The organism is Phenylobacterium sp. (assembly GCF_041913825.1).
Lineage (GTDB): Bacteria > Pseudomonadota > Alphaproteobacteria > Caulobacterales > Caulobacteraceae > Phenylobacterium.
The window spans coordinates 77,412-95,608 of the sequence record NZ_JAYSEO010000020.1 but is presented as its reverse complement, the minus strand read 5'-3'; the positions used below and the strand labels follow the sequence as shown (position 1 = coordinate 95,608).

The window sequence follows — 18,197 nt, the reverse complement described above, 5'->3', positions numbered from 1 at the left end:
GTGTTGGGGAGCACTCTCCCCACGCTTCGTGTCGGCCCGGGGGGCGGCCGCCCCCCCCCCCCCCCCCCCGCTTCCGTTTGGGCGCGGAGAGAGCCCGTTGGCACAGCAGAGCTTGTCCACAGCCGTCGCAAAAAGTGTGTGGACAGGTGGCCGCACGATCCCTTGTCGCAGTGCTCCCGCGGTCGGCGTTGGGCTAGGTGTTAACCCATGTCAGTCGTTCCGGCGCTCGATCTCCGCCCCGTCTCCAATGACGTGGCGATCCCCCACGTCCCTGCCAACGTCGAAGCCGAGCAGGCCCTGCTGGGCGCGCTCCTGTATGACAATGCCGCCTTCGAACGGCTGGGCGACCACCTGCAGGCGCGGCACTTCTACGAGCCGTTCCACCAGCGCCTGTTCCAGGCGATCGAAACCAACATCCGCAAGGGCCAACTGGCCGAGCCGATCCTCCTAGCCGAGCAGTTCAGCCGCGACCCGGCGTTCGAGGAGCTGGGCGGCGTCCGCTACCTCGCCGACCTCGTGGACCGGGCCCCGCCGGCCGCCAACGCCCCCGACTATGCCCGCGCCGTGTACGATCTGGCGCTGCGCCGCGACCTGATCCGGATCGGCGGCGAGATCGCCGCCACCGCCGCCCAGGGTGACGAGGAGCTCGACGCCCGCGACCAGATCGAAAAGGCCGAGCAGCAGCTCTTCCAACTGGCCGAGACCGGCGGGGTCTCGCAGGGCTTCGTGACCTTCGCCGACGCCCTGCACGGCGCGGTCGCCATGGCCGCCGAGGCCCACAGCCGCGACGGGGGCCTGGCCGGCCTCTCCACCGGCCTGATCGACCTCGACCAGAAGATCGGTGGCCTCCACCCCTCCGACCTGGTGATCCTGGCCGCCCGGCCATCCATGGGTAAGACGTCGCTGGCCTGTAACATCGCCTTCGACGTGGCCCGCAACTACGCCTACGAGCCGCAGCCGGACGGAACACGCAAGACGGTGCGCGGCGGCGTCGTCGCCTTCTACTCGCTGGAAATGAGCGCCGAGCAGCTCGCCATGCGCCTGCTGGCCGAGGCCTCGGGCGTGTCGGGGGACCGGCTGCGTAAGGGCGAGATCGACGCCGTCGAGTTCAGCCGCATCCGCGAGGCGGCCCTCGAGATCCAGGAAGCGCCGCTCTACATCGACGCCACGGGCGGCATCACCATGGCCAAGCTGGCGGCGCGGGCGCGGCGCCTGAAGCGGATGGTGGGGCTCGACCTCATCATCGTCGACTACCTGCAGCTCGTCACCGGCGGCGCCGGCAGCTCGGACAACCGGGTGCAGGAGGTGTCGATGATCACCCAGGGCATGAAGGCGCTCGCCAAGGAGCTGTCGGTCCCCGTGATCGCGCTCTCGCAGCTCTCCCGTCAGGTGGAGAACCGCGAGGACAAGAAGCCCCAGCTCTCGGACCTGCGGGAATCCGGCTCGATCGAGCAGGACGCCGACATGGTGATGTTCGTGTACCGCGAGGAGTACTACCTCAGCCGCCTGGAGCCCCAGCCGAACACGCCGGAGCACTTCGAGTGGCAGGAGAAGATGGACCGGGTGACGGGCCTCGCCGAACTGATCATCGGCAAGCAGCGCCATGGTCCGATCGGCACCGTGCGCGTGTCGTTCAACTCCGACACCACCAAGTTCGGCAACCTGGCGCGGGACAACCGCTACGATCCGCACTGAGGCGGCGCGGGAGCCGCCTCCCCGAGGCCTCGGGGGCTTTGACGGCCGCCCACATCATGTTCTAGCGGGGCTGATGTCCAACCCTGCCCAAGCGCGCCTGACGATCGACCTGGACGCGCTCGCCCACAATTTCTCGGTTCTGCGGGAAGCCGCCGGCGGGGCCGAGGTCGCGCCGGTGGTGAAGTCCGACGGCTACGGGCTGGGCGCGGCGCCCCTCGCCCGCCGGCTCTGGGTCGAGGGGGCGCGCAGCTTCTTCGTGGCCCGGCTGAACGAGGGCGAGGCGCTGCGCCAGGCCCTGGGCGCGGACCGCCCGGCCACCATCTTCGTGCTCGACGGCCTCACCACGGGCTCGGCGCCCAGGTTCGCCGCGGCCGGCCTGACGCCGGTGGTCGCCTCCCTGCCCCAGGCCGCCGCCGCCAGCGTATGGGCCCGGCAGGCAGGCCGGCGCTGGCCGGTGGCCGTACACGTGGACACCGGCATGAACCGGCAGGGGCTGACGCCCGAGGAGGCCCGCGCGCTCGCCCAGGCGCCGGACGGGCTGAAGGGGCTCGATGTGGTCCTGCTGATGAGCCACCTCGGCTCCGCCACCGCCCCCTCCGACCGCAGGAGCGCCGAGCAGCTCGAGCGCTTCCGGCAGGTGGCCCCGCTGTTTCCCGAGAGCCGGAAAAGCCTGGCGGCCTCGGCCGGCGTCTTCCTCGGACCCGACTACCTCTTCGACGTGGTGCGGCCGGGCGTCAGCCTCTACGGCGGCGGACCCGAGGAGCGGCCCGACCCGCGGCTGAAGGCGGTGGCCACCCTCACCGCGCCGATCCTGGACATCCGCAACCTGAAGCCCGGCGAGCGCGTCGGGTACGGCGCGGCCGTCACCCTGGAGCGGCCGGCCCGCGTGGCGATCGTCGGGGCCGGCTATACCGACGGGATCCTGCGCTCGACCATGCGCGGCGGCTACGCCTGGTACGGCGGGGCCCGGCGGTCCCTGGTGATCGTCACCATGGACCTGGTCGCCGTCGACATCGGCGACGCGCCGGCCCAGATCGGCGAGCACGTGGAACTGCTGGGCGCCAACGTCCTGCTGGACGACCTGGCCACCGCCGGCGGCACCGTCGCCCACGAAGTGCTGGTGCGCCTGAGCACCCGGGCCGAGCGGATCTACCTAGGCGAGGCCTGACCCGAGCGCCGCGGCGCGCAGCGGCCCGCCCAGTTCGGCCACCCGCGACACCAAAAACCCCTTCAGCGCCGCGAGCGCCAGCACTGCCGCCAGGATGGCGGCGAACCCGCTCAGCAGGCGGTCCTGCGGCAGCCGCATGAGCCGCGGCAGACCAAGGTAGAGGACGTAGAGGCTATAGAGCGCGGCCAGCAGCCCGGCGAGGATGCCGAAGCTGGGGTAGAGCGAGAAGACGCCTGCGACCCAATAGGCAGTGGCCGAGTAGGCCGCGAGCTTCAACGCCTGGCGGAAGCTCCGCCGGCCGCCGAACGCACCCGCCAGCAGGTCGATGACCGCTGCTGCGACGAGCACGAGGCCGAGCGTCAGGGTGAAGTCGACGGCGGCTTCGAGGACAGCGGTCAGCGGGTTGGCCCGGAAGCCGATGCCAGCGATCGAATAGCCGAACAGCATCATGCCGATCAGGCCGCAGACCGCATGGACGGCGGCCAGCGGCATCACGTAGCGGCGCAGGATTTCCCCGTGCGGCGTCTCCTCGGCCTCGACCTCGCCCCACGTCCGCCCTGGACGGAACAGCATCGCGCCAACCCGCGCGGCGAGGCTGCCGCCCGCCGGCCCCGGCTCCACCACGCTCACCTACGCCTCCAGCCCAAGTCCCCGGGCGACCCTAGACCAACGGCAAGCCGCCGCACAGACGCCCGCCACGCGGGTCGGCTAGACTGAGGCCCTGCCGAATCAGGAGTGACCCCCCTTGGCCCGCGACGGCGCCGTGTACGTTTGCCAGTCCTGCGGATCGGTCCAGACGAAGTGGTCCGGCCAGTGCCAGGGCTGCGGCGCCTGGAACACCCTCGTCGAGGAGGTGCAGAGCCGACCGCCGGGCGCGCTCGCGCCCGCCAAGGGCTCCAAGACGCGCGGGCTGACCTTTGAGGGCCTGGAGGACGCCACGCCGGCGCCGCCGAGGATCTCCACCGGGGTCGACGAGTTCGACCGGGTATGCGGCGGCGGGGTGGTGCCGGGCTCCGCGATCCTGCTGGGCGGCGATCCCGGCGTCGGCAAGTCCACCCTGTTGATGCAGGTGGCCGGCGAGGCGGCGCGGCGCGGCGTGAGCTGCGCCTACATCTCCGGCGAGGAGGCCGTCGAGCAGGTGCGCGGCCGCGCGCAGCGCATGGGCCTTGCCGATGCGCCGGTGAAGCTGGCGGCCGAGACCTCGTTGCGGACCATCGTCGACGGCCTGAAGCGCGACCGGTTCGAGCTCGTGGTCATCGATTCCATCCAGACCATGTGGAGCGACCAGCACGAGGCCGGTCCGGGCTCCGTCACCCAGGTGCGCGCCGCGGCGGGCGAGCTGGTGCGCCTGGCCAAGAAGCAGGGCGTGGCGGTGATCCTGGTAGGCCACGTGACCAAGGAAGGCGCGATCGCCGGCCCTCGCGTGGTGGAGCACATGGTCGACGCCGTCTTCGCCTTCGAGGGCGAGCGGGGCTACCCCTTCCGGATCCTGCGCGGCGCGAAGAACCGCTTCGGCGCCACCGACGAGATCGGCGTGTTCGAGATGGGCGACGCCGGCCTGCGCGAGGTGAAGAACCCGTCGGCCCTGTTCCTGAACACCTCGGGCGAGCGGGCGGCGGGCGCGGCGGTGTTCGCCGGCATCGAGGGCTCCCGGCCGGTGCTGGTGGAGTTCCAGGCGCTCGTCGCGCCGTCGGCCTACGGCACGCCGAGGCGTGCGGTGGTCGGCTGGGATTCCGGGCGCCTGGCCATGGTCCTGGCGGTGCTCGAGGCCCGTTGCGGCCTTGGTTTCGGCGACCGCGACGTCTATCTGAACGTAGCCGGGGGACTTCGCATCAACGAGCCGGCCGCGGATCTGGCGGCGGCGGCGGCCCTGGCCTCCTCCGCCCTTGATCAGGCCCTGCCGCAGGACTGCGTGGTGTTCGGCGAGATCAGCCTGTCGGGCGAGGTGCGGCCGGTCAGCCGCATGGACTCCCGCCTGAAGGAGGCGGCCAAGCTCGGGTTCCGGCGCGCCTTTGCGCCGTCCGACGCGGACGCCGCCGCGCCGATGCGGGTGACGGGGGTGAGCCGGCTGGCCGATGCGATCCGCCGCATCGGCGACGGCGACTGGAACTGAAGGACCTGCGTGACGAACTTCGATTTCATCGTCCTGGCGCTCCTGGCCATCTCGGCGGCGGTGGGCTTCGCCCGCGGCGCGGCCCGCGAGATCGCAGCCCTGTTCGCCCTGGTCGCCGCGGCCTTCCTGGCGATCTTCGGCCTGCCGCTGTTCGCGCCGCTGGTCCGCGAGGTGGTGCGGCCTGACTGGCTGGGCACGGTGGCGGCGCTGATCCTGGTGTTTGGGACGGCCTACATCGCCTTGCGGCTGATCGGCGCAGGGGTTGCACGGAAGATCCAGCAGACCGACCTGCTGGGCGCGCTGGACCGCAGCGTGGGCCTGGCGATCGGGCTTGCCCGCGGCCTGCTGGTGCTGGGAGCCCTGTTCCTGATGTTCAACGCCGCCACGCCGCCCGACCTGCAGCCCCGGTGGATCACCGAGGCGCGGACCTGGCCGCTGGCCCGCAACATGGGGAACCTCCTCAAGGCGCTCGCGCCGCAGGGGCTCGACCTCGCGGGCAAGCTGGCGCCGGCGTTCGGCAAGGCGCTGAGCGACGGGACGGGTGACAGGAACGTGACGGACGGCTACGAGGCGCCGCAACGCGGCGGCGAGGCGGAGAGAGTGCGATGATTGCGGCCCACGACCGATGGTCCCCACCGGTTCGTGACCCGGAGGACGATACGCCTCGGTTGGAGTGCGGCGTCTTCGGAATCCACGACGTGGAGGCGGCGGCCGCGCTCACCGCGCTCGGGCTGCACGCGCTGCAGCACCGCGGGCAGGAGGCCTGCGGCATAGCCGCGTTCGATGGCCAGCGGTTCCACACCGAGCGCCACATGGGCCACGTGGGCGACGCCTTCGGCGGCGGCGACCTCGAGAAGCGCCTGCCCGGCAACTCGGCCATCGGCCACACCCGCTATTCCACGGCCGGCGGCTCGTTCATCCGCAACGTCCAGCCGATGTTCGCCGACCTCGAGGCCGGCGGCGTGGCGCTGGCCCACAACGGCAACCTGACGAACTTCCTGACGCTCCGCGAGCAGCTGGTCGCCGAGGGCGCGATCTTCCAGTCGACGTCCGACTCCGAAGTGATCCTCCACCTGATCGCCCGCTCCCGGAAGGCGAAGTTCGTGGACCGGTTCATCGACGCCCTGACGCAGATCGAGGGCGGCTACGCCCTGGTGGCGCTGACCAACAAGAAGCTGATCGGAGTGCGCGACCCGCTGGGCATCCGCCCGCTGGTTCTGGGTGACCTGGACGGCAAGGCGGTGCTGGCGTCCGAGACCTGCGCGCTGGACATGGTCGGCGCCCGCTTCGTGCGCGACATCGAGCACGGCGAGATGGTGGTCATCGACCAGGACGGCATTCAGAGTCTGCGCCCCTTCCCGGCCCGCCAGGCCAGGCCCTGCATCTTCGAATACGTCTACTTCGCCCGTCCGGACTCGGTGGTGAACGGCAAGTCCGTCTACGAGGTCCGCAAGCGCATGGGCCGCCGCCTCGCCATGGAGACCCCGGCGGAGGTGGACGTGGTGGTGCCGGTGCCGGACTCCGGGGTGCCCGCCGCCCTGGGCTTCGCCCAGGAAGCCGGCGTGCCTTTCGAGATGGGCATCATCCGTAACCACTACGTGGGCCGCACCTTCATCCAGCCCACCCAGGGCCAGCGGGAGATGGGCGTGCGCATGAAGCTGTCGCCCAACCGCGCCGTGCTGGCCGGCAAGCGGGTGATGCTGATCGACGACTCCATCGTGCGCGGCACCAATTCCGTGCGGGTGGTGCGGATGGTCCGCGAAGCGGGGGCCGCCGAGGTGCACCTGCGCTCCGCCTCCCCGCCGATCCAGTGGCCGGACTACTACGGCATCGACATGCCGGACCGTGAGAAGCTGCTGGCCGCGAACCACTCGGTCGAGGAGATCGCCAGGATCCTCAACGTCGACTCCATGGGCTACCTGTCGGTCGACGGGCTCTACTGGGCGATGGAGGCCGGCGCTCGCGACCCCGCGGTCCCGCAGTTCACCGACCACTACTTCACCGGCGACTACCCGACCCGCCTTCTGGATCGCGAGATCGCCCAGGGCCGCAACGAGGCCGTCGACCGCCAGCTCTCGTTCCTGGTCGACGCGTGAGCGAGAAGCCCGCGCGGGCGAGCTGGCTCGGCCGGCTCAAGCCCGACGGCTACATCGTGCTGATCTTCGCCATGGTGGCGGTGGCGTCGCTGCTGCCGGCCCGTGGCGCGGCGGCCCCGGTCTTCGACTGGGCCACCAAGATCGCGATCGCCTTCGTCTTCTTCCTGCACGGGGCGCGGCTGTCCCGCGAGGCGGTGCTGCAGGGGCTGACCCACTGGCGGCTGCATCTGGTGGTGCTCGCCGCGACCTACGCCCTCTTCCCGCTGATCTGCCTCGGGCTGGCGGCCCTTCCGGCCTGGATCAGCCCGCCGGCCCTGTCCGCCGGGATCATCTTCCTGGGCTGCCTGCCCTCGACCATCCAGTCCTCGATCGGGTTCACCGCGATCGCGCGGGGCAACGTCGCCGCCGCGGTGGCCTCGGCCTCGGCCTCGAACCTCCTCGGCGTAGCGCTGACGCCGGTGCTGGTCGCCGCCCTGCTGCACGCCGAAGGCTCGGTTTCGCCCGGCGCCGTGCAGGCCCTCGTGCTGCAACTCTTCGTCCCCTTCGTGGCCGGCCAGCTCCTGCGGCGCTGGATCGGCGGCTGGGTGAAGGACCGGGCCAGGCTGCTCTCCTACGCCGACCGCGGCTCGATCCTGTTGGTGGTCTACACCGCCTTCTCGGGCGCGGTGGTGGAAGGGGTCTGGAGCCGCATCGGAGCCCTCGACCTCGTGCGCCTGCTGGTCCTGAGCTGCCTCCTGCTGGCGCTGGTGCTGGCCGCCACCTGGCTCGCCGCCCGCGCGCTCGGCTTCTCGCGGGAGGACGAGATCGCCATCGTCTTCTGCGGCTCCAAGAAGAGCCTCGCCAGCGGCGCGCCCATGGCCGGAGTGCTGTTTCCAGCGGCGACGGCGGGCCTGGCCATCCTGCCGCTGATGATCTTCCACCAGATCCAGCTCATCGCCTGCGCCTTCATCGCGCAGCAGTACGCAAAGCGGGGCGACTCCCAGCCGGAGAGCCGCTAGAGAGCGGCCCCATGTCCGAACAGCTTCCCTTCGCCGACAAGGTCGTCCTCGTCACCGGCGCGAGCCGCGGCATCGGCCGCGCCGCCGCCATCGCGCTCGCCGCCGCCGGCGCCCACATCATCGCGGTGGCCCTGAACCAGGGCGGGCTCGAGGACCTCGACGACGAGATACGCCGGCTGACCGGCAAGTCCGCCACCCTCGTCCCCATGGACATCGCCGACGGCGACGGCCTGGACCAGCTCGGCTACGCCATCCACCAACGCTTCGGCCGCCTGGACGTGCTGGTCCACGCCGCAGGGATCCTCGGCGCGATCACGCCTGTCGCCCACATCGAGCCCAAGCACTGGGACCGCGTCATGGCGGTGAACCTGACCGCGACTTGGCGGCTGATCCGCACGACGGAGCCGCTGCTGAAGGCCGCCGAGCGGCCGCGGGCGATCTTCCTGACCACCGGCAAGGCGGCGAGGCCGGCCGCCTTCTGGGGCCTCTACGCGGCCAGCAAGGCGGGCATGGAGGCGATCGTCCGAACCTGGGCCGACGAACTCGAGAACACCAAGGTGCGCGCGGTGCTGCTCAACCCCGGGCCCATGCGCACCCGCATGCGCGCCGAGGCCATGCCCGGCGAGGATCCGACCACCCTGCCCGACCCGTCCGAGATCGGCCCGCTGGTCCTGGAACTGGCGCAGGCCGAGGTGGGCCTGCCGCACGTCACCGTGGCGTTCGCCGATTGGAAGTCGGCCGGGACGCGCGTTTCGGCTTGACCCCCGGCCGGGCGAGCTTCTGGGCCCGGCCCCGCGGCGCGCCCGTCTTCGGCTTGGCCTTGACCTTCGCAGGGCCCTTCGGCTTGGCGTCTGCACCTTCGCGCGCCTTGGCGGCCGCTGCGGCCCGGGTCTTGGCGGCGAGCCCCGTGCGGGCGCCGGGCTCGGGCCGCGACGGCGCCGGCCCGCTCTTCTCCTCGCCTTCTGCATAGGGGTTCTTGTTCGAGCGGATGCTGACCCGCAGCGGCACGCCGGGCAGGTCGAAGCTCTCGCGCAGTGAATTGATCAGGTAGCGCCGGTAGGTTTCCGGAAGCTGGTCCGCGCGGCTGGAGAACAGCACGAAGGTCGGCGGCCGGGCCTTGGTCTGGGCCATGTACTTCGGCTTGATCCGCCGGCCGTTCACCGAGGGCGGCGGATGACGCTGGATCGCCATCTGCAGCCAGTCGTTGAGGTCGCGAGTCTTCACCTTCGTGGACCAGTCGCCGTAGGTCTTGAAGACGGCCGGCATCAGCCGATCCAGGCCGCGACCGGTCTCGGCGGACAGCGCTACCAGGGGCGCGCCGCGCACCTGCGGAAGCTGGCGGCCGACCTCCTCGTGCATCTCCTGCAGGCGGGCCTGCGGATCCTCCACAAGGTCCCACTTGGCGAGCACGAAGACCAGCGCCCGTCCCTCGCGCTCCACTAGGTCGGCGATCTGCAGGTCCTGGATTTCGAAGGGATGGGTGGCGTCCATCACTAGGATCACCACCTCCGCGAAGGTGATGGCGCGGATGGTGTCCTGCGTGGAGAGCTTCTCGAGCTTCTCCTGGACCTTCGCCTTGCGCCGCAGCCCGGCGGTGTCCACCAGCCGGACGGGGCGGCCGTCCCACTCCCAGTCCACGGGGATCGCGTCGCGGGTGATGCCGGCCTCGGGGCCGGTGAGCAGGCGGTCCTCGCCGATGAGCCGGTTCACCAGGGTCGACTTGCCGGCGTTCGGGCGACCGACAATGGCGATGCGCACGGGCTTGTCGCGCTCGTCCTCCTCGTCCGCGTCCTCGTCGGGCATGACCGCGGCGATCGCGGCGTAGAGGTCGGCCATCCCCTCCCCGTGCTCGGCGCTGATCGGCACCGGTTCCCCCAGGCCCAGGCCGAAGGCTTCGATGACGCCGGTGTCGCCCTGCTTGCCCTCGGCCTTGTTCGCCGCGAGGACCACGGGTTTGTCGTGCTTGCGCAGGATCTCGGCGAACACCTCGTCGAGCGGGACCACCCCCTCGCGGGCGTCCACCACGAAGAGCGCCACGTCGGCCTCTTCGATCGCGCGGATGGTCTGCTGGCGCATCCGCGACTCGAGACTCTCGTCCGAGACGTCCTCGAAGCCGGCGGTGTCGATGAGCTCCAGGTCCAGGTCGCCCAGCCGACCGCTCGCGAAGCGGCGGTCGCGGGTCACCCCCGGCTGGTCGTCGACGATGGCGAGCTTCTTGCCCGCCAGCCGGTTGAACAGCGTGGACTTGCCGACGTTGGGACGCCCGACGATCGCGAGTTTCAGCGCCATGACGTCAGCCTAACCCCGCGCTCAGCGCAGCGCGATCAGTTGGGCCCGGTCCGTCGCCACATAGATCGTGTCGCCCACGGAGATCGGGGCCAGCAGGACCGGCCCGCCGATGTCGAACCGACGCTGGACCTCGCCGGATTTGGCGTTCAGCACGGCCATCTCGCCGGACGAGCCGGCGAGGATCAGCCGGTCGTTGGCCAGGATCGGGCTGGACCACACCGGCCGCACGGCCCGGCGTCCGCCAATGCCGAAGAAGCCGCCGCGCCGCTTGGCGCGGAAGCCCTCGTTGAGGTCGCGGATCCAGTAGATCTGGCCGGTCTCGCGCGAAGCGCAGACCACGCGGCCGTCGCGGCCGACCACATAGACGACGTCGCCCGCGGGCAGAGGCGTGCTGACGCCCACCACGGGGAGCTGCCAGCGCGCCTGGCCGGTGCGCAGGTCGATGGCGGCGAATACGCCGGAGTGGCTGACCGCGTAGACGTCGCCCTGGTAGATCACCGGGCGCCCCGGAATGTCGCGGATCTCCGACAGAGCGCTGGTCCGGCTGGCGCGCGACAGGGCTTCGTTCCAGAGGTCGTTGCCGTTTGTGGAGCGCAGCGCGATCAGCTCGCCCGAGCCAAAGGCGGCCACGAGCGTGTCGCCGGACACCGCGGGGCTGGAAGCTGCCAGAATCCGCGCAGGCTCGGTCAGAGCCTGGTAGGTCCAGGCCGGCGCGCCCGTGGCGGCGTCGAAGGTCAGCAGCGTGTTGTCGATGGCCACGGCCGCCACCCGGCCGGCGGCCAGGGTCGGCGCGCCATGAATCGGCTGCTCTGTGCGGGTGGTCCAGCCGACCTGGCCTGTCCGGGCGTCGAGCTGCGCCACCACGCGGTAGCCGGACGTGACGTAGAGCTTGCCGTCGCCATAGGCCAGGCCGCCCCCAAACGCCTCGCGGTCGCGGCGGTCGCCTGGCCGCACGTCGCGGCGCCAGACCTGGGCGCCGGTGCGGGCGTCGAACGCGGTGACCGTGGCCGCGGCGTCCATGACGAAGATCTTGCCGTCGGCGGCCACCGGCGGAGCGGTGACGTGCCGGCCGCCACCGGAGCCGTCCCCAAAGCCGCGACGCCAGGCGACCGACAGGTCCGGCGCGGCCGCGACATTGCCCACCCACTGCTCGCTCGTGCCGCCTGGCAGCGGCCACTCGGTCACAGGCGTCGCCGGCGGCAGGGTGAAGTCGACGCCCTTCAGGCCTTCGGCCGGCTCGAGCACCTGGTCGGCCGGGACGATGGAGATGCGCTCGCCCTCGCCGGCGGTCTCCTGCGGGCCGTCGTCCCGGTCGAACGGGTTGAGGCGGCCCAGCGTCGAGCAGCCGCTCGCGCCCAGCGCGGCGGTCAGGGCAACGGCCAGGAGGATCTTGCGGCGAGACGTCATTGAGGACCGGGGGCTTGCGGTTGGGCTTGCGGGGGCGCCATCAGGCCGGGCGGCAGCGCGCCGCCGACAGGCCCTTGCGGGCGCGGCAGGGCGGCGGCGGCCTTGACGGTAGCCGCCAGCGCCTTGGCCGAGCCGGAATCGATCAGGTCCATCGCCGCCTTGGCGCGGGCCCGGACGCTGTCGGGCGCCTCCAGGCTGGAGGAAACGACGAGGAAGTCGCCCCGCGCGCCCGCGGTGTCGCCCTTCATCAGCTTGGCGAAACCCAGGGCCTCGCGGGCCTGGATGCGGTAGGGGCGATCGTCCTCGATCAGGGGATTCAAGCGCTTCTCCAGCTCGGCGTAGGGCGCGGTGTCGAGCAAGGCCAAGGCGGATTTGAGGCGCGCGGCGTCGGCCAGCACTGCGTGCGGCGCGGCCTCAGCGGCCTGGTCGAAATAGGCGACGGCCGGCTGCACCTTGTCGTCCGCGAGCTGCAGGCCGCCGAGCTGCATCAGCGCCATAGACTTGAAGGCCGGGGCCTGGGTCTTCGAGACCTCGGTCCAGAGCTGGGCGGCCTTGCTCTGGTCGCCCTGCGCGAAGGCGTCGAGGGCGGCAGCGTACTGCTCCGACGCCTTGGCCGACTCGCGGTCGCGCCAGGTGGTGTAGCCCCACCACGCGAGGGCCGCGACCAGCGCGGCGGCCAGCACCGCAAGCACCCAGGGCAGCGCCTTGCGCGCAAGCGTCCGGTACCGGTCGGAGCGGAGCTGCTCCTCGACCTCTTCAAACAGATCCGTCACGAACGGGGACTCCGGACTCTCTTCTCAGGTGGGCTTTGCGCCAGAGGCCGGGAACCTATAGCGCGCCGCGGTGCGCCGCAACGTGCGCTCAGCCCGCCTTGGCGAAGTAGATCTCGGCCGGGCCGGGGAAGCGGCGGGCGCGGACATCCTCAGCATAGCCTTGGGCGGCTCTGGCGATCTCTCCGCGCAGGTCGGCGTAGCGGCGCACGAACTTCGGCGTCCAGTCGAACAGGCCGAGCATGTCGTCCGTGACGAGGATCTGCCCGTCGCAGCCGGCGGACGCACCGATGCCGATGGTGGGGACCTCGATCGCCCCGGTGATCTCCCGCGCCAGCCCTTCGGCCACGCCCTCGACGACCACGGCGAAAGCTCCCGCGTCGGCCGTGGCCTGGGCCTCCTCGAGGATCCGGCGGCGCTCCTCGCCGCCCTTCCCCTTGGCCTTGAAGCCGCCATCGACGAGCACGGCCTGGGGGCGGAGCCCCACATGGCCCATCACGGGGATGCCGCGGTCGACGAGGTACTTGATCGTGCCGACCACCGCCGGTCCCGCCTCGACCTTCACCGCACCGGCGCCGGTCTCCTTCATGACCCGCGCGGCGTTGGCGTAGGCCTCCTCCGGCGCGCCCTCGTAGGAGCCGAACGGCAGGTCGACCACGACCATGGCCTTGCGCGAGCCGCGCATCACCGCCTGGCCGTGCAGGATCATCATCTCCAGGGTCACGCCGACCGTGTTCGGCAGCCCGTGGACCACCATGCCCACGGAGTCGCCGACCAAGAGCAGGTCGCAGTGCTCGTCCAGGATCTCGGCCACCGGCGCGGTGTAAGCTGTGAGGCAGACGATGGGGCTCTTGCCCTTGCGCGCGGCGATGTCCGGTGCGGCGACGCGTCGGACGGCTTCCTGGCGATGCGACGACACTCAGATCTCCTCGATCACGCGGCTGAGCACAAAGCCCATGGCGAGCACCGCCAGGCCGGACGCTACCCAGACCATGGCCCCGCCGGAACCCAGCAGCGGCATCCACTCGGCCGGCTGGGCCACCTGCCCCAGGCCGCTGGTCAGCAGGCGCGCCGAGTCGCCAGCGTTCTCCACCCGTTGGAACAGGTTGGACACCATCAACTGGCTCGCGCCGATCACGCCCCCGGCCACGCCGGCCGCGCCGATCAGCCAACGGCGGGCGGTCCAGCCCCGATCGAGCCGGCGGTCGATCCGCTCGGCGAACTGGGCGGCGTCGGGCAGTTCCGGGGATTCGGCGAACAGGCGCTCGAGGCGGCGTTCGAACTCGACCTCAGCCATTGCCGCGCCTCCCTTCCAGAACGGCGCCGTCGGCCGGCGCCAGTCGCGCTCTGAGCTTATCCAGACCACGTTTGACATGCGATTTGACCGTTCCCAGCGGCAGGTTCAAGGCTTCCGCCGCCTCGCCGTGCGAAAGGCCGGCTCCGAAGCAGAGCGAGACGCACATCCGCTCGCTGGGTCCGAGGTGTTTGAGCGCCTCGTCCAGATCGATGCGCCCATCGGCGTCGCCGGTCTCGACCTCCGCCTCGTCCTCCACCTCGCCCGCGAAGACGCCCAGCTTCCGCTCCCGCTGGAGCCGGCGCAGGTAGAGCCGCGCGGCGATTTTCTTGATCCAGCCGGCGAAGGTCCCCTCGCCGCGGAACTCGGCGATCCGCTCGAAGCCGGCGAGGAAGGCGTCTTGGGCCACGTCGTCCGCCTCGGCGGCCTGGGCCCCCATCCGGCGCAGCAGCCCCCGCACGGCGGAGCCGTGCCGGCGGACCAGCTCGCCGAAGGCCTTACGCTCGCCCGCGGCGGCGCGGGCGCAGAGCTCCACGTCGTGCAGGCTGGCCAAGGCCGTTGTCGTTGCGCCCGGCATGGGCATGTTCCCCCGGCTCGCGCCTCAGACCTTCGACTTGTTGAGCAGGCCGAGGACGACGAAGGCGGCGCCGATGAAGGCCGGGAAGGCCGCGAAGGCGAGCAGCGGATAGGTGGCGTCAGGCTCTTCCATCCCAACGAGCACCCCGAAGGCGGCGAGGCCGCCGGCCACGAACAGCCAGATGACGCCGGTGCGCAGGTCGCGCTGCGGCGACGGCGACACCCCCTTGGACTTCACTTCGGTGGTCATGGCGTCGACGACTTCCGGGGGCAGCGGCTGGCCGCGTTCGATGGCCGCCCGGATGGTGTCGGCCATCTTCTGCCGCTCCATGCTCTTGAAGTAGCGCGGCACCACGACGATCGCCGCGATCATCGCGAAGAAGCCGAGGGGAACCAGAATTTCCATAGCTCGATATTCTCCTTGGACCGGCCCCGACGACCAGTCTCTCGCATGTAAAGAGGCGTGCGCCGGAGCCTACAGATGCAGCCACGGCTATGAAATCTTGGTCATGATTCCAGCCGTCACCCGGCGAGCGTCTCGTACTCCGCCGGCTTGAAGCCCACGAGCAGCCGGCCGTCCGCGTCGAGCACCGGACGCTTGATCATCGAGGGCTGCGCCAGCATCAGCCGCACCGCCTTGCCCTCGTCCAGGTCCTGCCGGTCAGCCTCCGGCAGCTTCCGGAAGGTCGTGCCCGCCCGGTTCAGCAGCGGCTCCCAGCCCACCTGCCGGACCCAGCCCTCCAAGGTCGCGCGGTCGATGCCGTCCTTCTTGTAGTCGTGGAAGGCGTAGGCGATCCCTGCCTGGTCCAGCCAGGTCCACGCCTTCTTCATCGTGTCGCAGTTGCGGATGCCGTAGAGGGTCTTGGCCAAGGGTCGCTCCAGGAGGGTTTGTTGGCGAGGATCGAACTTGAGAAGCCGGTCCGCGAGGCGCTGACGCGGGCGCTTTCCCGCTACCTCAAGGACGAGCTGGACGTCGAGATCGGCGGAATGGACGCCCAGCTCCTGCTGGATTTCCTGAGCGAGACGTTGGGTCCGCACTACTACAATCAGGGCCTTGCCGACGCCCAGGCGATCCTGCGATCGCGCCTGGAGCAGATCGCCGAGGCGATCTACGAGATCGAGAAGCCGGCGCGACTCTAGCGCCGCCGAGGACCGATGCCGCAGACGCAAGACGAACTCCTGGCCGCTTTCCAAGACGCGCTGCGCAGCCAGCGCGACGGCCGGCTCGAGGAGGCGGCCGGGCTCTGGGCCGGCGTGCTGGCGGCCGCGCCCGCCAGCGCCGAGGCCCGTGCGAACCTCGGGCTCTGCCTGATGAGCCTCGGACGGCTTGCGGAGGCCGAGAACGAGCTGCGGCGCTCCGTGGCCGAGCGGCCGGACGCGCCTTGGGCGGTGCGACATCTGGCGGCGCTGCTCGCCTACGCCGGCCGCTGGTCGGAGGCGGCGGGGCTGCTGGAACACGCGGTGGCGCGCGCGCCGGAGGATCCGCGGCTGCGGCTGAACCTGGGCTATCTCCGATTGGGACTGGGCGACTTCGCCCGCGGATGGCCGCTCTACGAGGCGCGAACCGCGCTTCCCGACCAGAACGCCGCCAAGCCGCCGCTGCCCGGCGAATGGCTGGGCGAGGACCTGAACGGCCGCACCATCCTCGTCTGGCCGGAGCAGGGCTTCGGCGACCAAATCCAGTTCGCCCGTTACGTGCCGGCCCTGGCGGAACGCGGCGCGGAGGTCACGTTGGCCGCGCCCGGGCCGCTGGTCCGGCTGTTCGCGCGGCTCGGCCAGCGGGTCATCGAGCAGACGGAACGGACCGAGGTCCCCGTCACCGACCACTGGGCGCTGATCGGCTCGCTCGCCGGACGGCTCGGCCCGATGGACTTCCGGCCGAGGCCGTATCTCGCCCGGACCGGCCGGGGCGCTTCCACTAGCCCGCCGCAGCGGATCGGCTTCGCCTGGCGCGGGCGCTCCACGCACCCGAACGACGCCGAGCGGTCCCTGCCCTCGCCGGCCCTGCTGGACCGGCTGAACAGTGCGGGCCGGACCTTCGTCGACCTGACCGAGCCGGTGGGCGATTTCGCCGACCTGGCCGAGGTGGTGGAGGGGCTCGACCTCGTGGTGACCGTGGACACCGCCCTCGCCCACTTGGCTGGCGCGCTCGGCAAGCCGGTCTTCGTCCTGCTGCCCTGGTGGCGGCAGGATTGGCGCTGGATGCAAGGGCGCGCAGATTCGCCCTGGTACCCGAGCGCCCGTCTCTTCCGGCAACCCCGCCGCGGCGACTGGCGCGCGGTGCTGGACGAGGTCGCCGAAGCGCTCGCGCGCTGAGCTCAGCCGAGCGGCATCCGCTGCCAGGCGCGACCCTCGTGGCCGAAGCGGCAGCGCTCAGGGTGCAGGATTTCCGCGACGATCTCCGCCGACTCCACCAGACGCGGGCCGGGCCGGTTGAAGAAGTGGTGGCCGTCGATGGCGTAGACCTCGCCGGTCCGCACCGCCTGGAGCCCCGACCAGAGGGGATGGCCAGTGAGCGACGGCAGGTCGGCCAGGCTCTCCTCCAGCCGGAAGCCGCACGGCAGCAACAGGATCACCTCCGGATCGGCCTCGGCAAGGTCCGGCCAGTCGAGCCACGGGGAATGCTCCCCCGCCGTGGCGAACAGGCTGACGCCGCCTGCCGCCTCGATCAGCTCCGGCATCCAGTTGCCGCCGGCCATCAGGGGATCGAACCACTCGATGGCGGCCACCCGTGGCTGTGGTGCGTCACCGATCCGGCGGCCGAGGTCGGCCAACCGGGCCTGCAATCCGGCGATGAGCTCCTCCGCGGCCGCGCGGGCGTCCAGCGCCTCCCCGACCTTGCGTATGTCGCCCCACACTTCGGAGAGGTCGTTCGGCTCCAAGGACACGAGCTGCGGCGCCCGGCCGGTCCATTCGCAGAGCGCGCTCTCCAGGTCCGCCGGCGTCACCGCGCAGATGGCGCACTGGGTCTGGGTGAGGATGACGTCGGGCGCGAGCGCCCGGAGGCGCTCGGCGTCGACGTCATAGACGGAGACGGCCTGGGCGAGGATCTCGTTCACCTGCCGGTCGATCTCGCCCGAAGGGACGCCCAGCCGCACCTTGGTGGAGCTGAGCGCCGGCAAGGCGGCGACGTCGGCCGGGAAATCGCACTGGTGGGAGCGGCCCACCAGCCGATCGGCGAGGCCCAGCGCCGCCACGATCTCGGTGGCGCTGGGCAGCAGGGAGACCACCCGGCTCGCGGTCATGCGGCAGCGGTCCGGCGGCCGAAGCCGGCGCGCCCGCCGGACGCGTGCACCGCCGCCTGGTCGAGCGCCAGCAGCGCCGCCAGCCAGGCGGCGTTGATCAGCCCAACCTGGGTGATCACGCCGGGGACGATCTCGCACGAGCCCTGCACCACCTGCTGCACACCGAGCAGTGCGAGCTGGTCGACCACGAACGCGGCCACGAACGCGATCCCGGCTCGGAACCAAGCCGGGCGGCCACGGAGGTGGGCCAGGGCCGCCGCGGCGGCCACGGTCGAAACCATGGCCGCGACGCCGAGGCCGATGCCCCAGCCGATCGTCATACGGTCCACTGGGTAATCGTGCAGACCGAAGCCCACCGCCTGTCCGGCCAGCCAGACGGCGGCGGTGACCAGCAGGGCCCGGCCGATCGGCAGGGCGCCGGCGGCGAGCACCGCCACCGCCACCAGGGGCTCCAGGCAGGCGAGCGCCAGGCAGCCGCCGACCACGGTGACGAGCAGCCCGGCGGACCACAGGGCGCCGTCGCGGGCATGAAGGAGAGACGTCATC

20 protein-coding genes are annotated in these 18,197 nt (G+C 71.5%); 9 read left to right on the top strand and 11 right to left on the bottom strand.

Annotated elements, in window-relative coordinates:
- The first annotated feature begins 207 nt into the window (after positions 1–207).
- Positions 208–1,695, top strand: a complete 1,488-nt coding sequence (locus ACE3Q8_RS16875) for a replicative DNA helicase (RefSeq protein ID WP_374471460.1) — start codon at positions 208–210, stop codon at positions 1,693–1,695.
- Positions 1,696–1,768: 73 nt separating this feature from the next.
- The gene (gene alr / locus ACE3Q8_RS16870) at positions 1,769–2,863 is read left to right on the top strand and encodes an alanine racemase (protein WP_374471459.1); all 1,095 of its coding nucleotides are present in this window, start codon (positions 1,769–1,771) and stop codon (positions 2,861–2,863) included.
- On the opposite strand, the gene ACE3Q8_RS16865 is transcribed toward alr, so the two are convergent.
- On the bottom strand, positions 2,849–3,493 hold the full coding sequence (locus ACE3Q8_RS16865; RefSeq protein WP_374471458.1) for a Yip1 family protein: 645 nt from the start codon (positions 3,491–3,493) through the stop codon (positions 2,849–2,851). The two genes, alr and ACE3Q8_RS16865, sit on opposite strands and share 15 nt — an antisense overlap.
- 115 nt (positions 3,494–3,608) lie before the next feature.
- Between ACE3Q8_RS16865 and radA the strand changes: the two genes are divergently transcribed.
- The 5 genes from radA to ACE3Q8_RS16840 are packed head-to-tail and all read left to right on the top strand — an operon-like array spanning position 3,609 to position 8,831.
- The gene (gene radA, locus ACE3Q8_RS16860) at positions 3,609–4,976 is read left to right on the top strand and encodes a DNA repair protein RadA (protein ID WP_374471457.1); all 1,368 of its coding nucleotides are present in this window, start codon (positions 3,609–3,611) and stop codon (positions 4,974–4,976) included.
- A 9-nt stretch (positions 4,977–4,985) separates the two neighbouring features.
- The gene (locus tag ACE3Q8_RS16855) at positions 4,986–5,585 is read left to right on the top strand and encodes a CvpA family protein (protein WP_374471456.1); all 600 of its coding nucleotides are present in this window, start codon (positions 4,986–4,988) and stop codon (positions 5,583–5,585) included.
- A complete protein-coding gene (gene purF / locus ACE3Q8_RS16850) occupies positions 5,582–7,072 on the top strand; it encodes an amidophosphoribosyltransferase (protein ID WP_374471455.1) in 1,491 nt (496 codons plus the stop codon). The genes ACE3Q8_RS16855 and purF overlap by 4 nt, the downstream gene beginning before the upstream one ends.
- Positions 7,069–8,070, top strand: a complete 1,002-nt coding sequence (locus ACE3Q8_RS16845) for a bile acid:sodium symporter family protein (protein WP_374471454.1) — start codon at positions 7,069–7,071, stop codon at positions 8,068–8,070. The genes purF and ACE3Q8_RS16845 overlap by 4 nt, the downstream gene beginning before the upstream one ends.
- A gap of 11 nt (positions 8,071–8,081) precedes the next feature.
- Complete coding sequence (locus ACE3Q8_RS16840; RefSeq protein ID WP_374471453.1) at positions 8,082–8,831, top strand: SDR family NAD(P)-dependent oxidoreductase; 750 nt, start codon at positions 8,082–8,084, stop codon at positions 8,829–8,831.
- Here ACE3Q8_RS16840 and der read toward each other — a convergent pair.
- The 8 genes from der to ACE3Q8_RS16800 all read right to left on the bottom strand — a co-directional run bounded on the left by der (position 8,779) and on the right by ACE3Q8_RS16800 (position 15,276).
- The gene (gene der / locus ACE3Q8_RS16835) at positions 8,779–10,359 is read right to left on the bottom strand and encodes a ribosome biogenesis GTPase Der (protein WP_374471452.1); all 1,581 of its coding nucleotides are present in this window, start codon (positions 10,357–10,359) and stop codon (positions 8,779–8,781) included. The two genes, ACE3Q8_RS16840 and der, sit on opposite strands and share 53 nt — an antisense overlap.
- A 21-nt stretch (positions 10,360–10,380) precedes the next feature.
- Positions 10,381–11,766 carry a PQQ-binding-like beta-propeller repeat protein gene (locus ACE3Q8_RS16830; RefSeq protein WP_374471451.1) on the bottom strand — a complete coding sequence of 462 codons (1,386 nt, stop codon included), beginning with the start codon at positions 11,764–11,766 and terminating at the stop codon, positions 10,381–10,383.
- Positions 11,763–12,539, bottom strand: coding sequence for a tetratricopeptide repeat protein (locus ACE3Q8_RS16825; RefSeq protein ID WP_374471450.1), 777 nt, complete (start codon positions 12,537–12,539; stop codon positions 11,763–11,765). Before ACE3Q8_RS16825 ends, ACE3Q8_RS16830 begins: the two co-directional genes overlap by 4 nt.
- Positions 12,540–12,627: 88 nt before the next feature.
- Positions 12,628–13,455: a 3-methyl-2-oxobutanoate hydroxymethyltransferase gene (gene panB, locus ACE3Q8_RS16820; protein WP_374471449.1), complete on the bottom strand. Its 828-nt coding sequence runs from the start codon at positions 13,453–13,455 to the stop codon at positions 12,628–12,630.
- The gene (locus ACE3Q8_RS16815; RefSeq protein WP_374471448.1) at positions 13,456–13,833 is read right to left on the bottom strand and encodes a hypothetical protein; all 378 of its coding nucleotides are present in this window, start codon (positions 13,831–13,833) and stop codon (positions 13,456–13,458) included.
- Positions 13,826–14,407 (bottom strand): RNA polymerase sigma factor, encoded by a 582-nt coding sequence (locus ACE3Q8_RS16810; RefSeq protein WP_374471447.1) that lies wholly within the window; start codon positions 14,405–14,407, stop codon positions 13,826–13,828. The genes ACE3Q8_RS16815 and ACE3Q8_RS16810 overlap by 8 nt, the downstream gene beginning before the upstream one ends.
- 24 nt (positions 14,408–14,431) lie before the next feature.
- Positions 14,432–14,812: a DUF6249 domain-containing protein gene (locus tag ACE3Q8_RS16805; RefSeq protein ID WP_374471446.1), complete on the bottom strand. Its 381-nt coding sequence runs from the start codon at positions 14,810–14,812 to the stop codon at positions 14,432–14,434.
- 116 nt (positions 14,813–14,928) lie between these two features.
- Positions 14,929–15,276, bottom strand: coding sequence for an ArsC family reductase (locus ACE3Q8_RS16800; protein WP_374471445.1), 348 nt, complete (start codon positions 15,274–15,276; stop codon positions 14,929–14,931).
- A 21-nt stretch (positions 15,277–15,297) separates the two neighbouring features.
- Here ACE3Q8_RS16800 and ACE3Q8_RS16795 point away from each other — a divergent pair, with 21 nt between their 5' ends.
- Positions 15,298–15,546 carry a DUF2164 domain-containing protein gene (locus tag ACE3Q8_RS16795; RefSeq protein WP_374471444.1) on the top strand — a complete coding sequence of 83 codons (249 nt, stop codon included), beginning with the start codon at positions 15,298–15,300 and terminating at the stop codon, positions 15,544–15,546.
- A gap of 15 nt (positions 15,547–15,561) precedes the next feature.
- The gene (locus ACE3Q8_RS16790; RefSeq protein ID WP_374471443.1) at positions 15,562–16,722 is read left to right on the top strand and encodes a tetratricopeptide repeat protein; all 1,161 of its coding nucleotides are present in this window, start codon (positions 15,562–15,564) and stop codon (positions 16,720–16,722) included.
- 2 nt (positions 16,723–16,724) lie between these two features.
- Here the strand turns inward: ACE3Q8_RS16790 and ACE3Q8_RS16785 are convergent, their stop codons facing one another.
- A complete protein-coding gene (locus tag ACE3Q8_RS16785) occupies positions 16,725–17,651 on the bottom strand; it encodes a cobalamin-binding protein (protein WP_374471442.1) in 927 nt (308 codons plus the stop codon).
- Positions 17,648–18,196 (bottom strand): hypothetical protein, encoded by a 549-nt coding sequence (locus tag ACE3Q8_RS16780; protein ID WP_374471441.1) that lies wholly within the window; start codon positions 18,194–18,196, stop codon positions 17,648–17,650. Before ACE3Q8_RS16780 ends, ACE3Q8_RS16785 begins: the two co-directional genes overlap by 4 nt.
- Position 18,197: the final 1 nt, after the last annotated feature.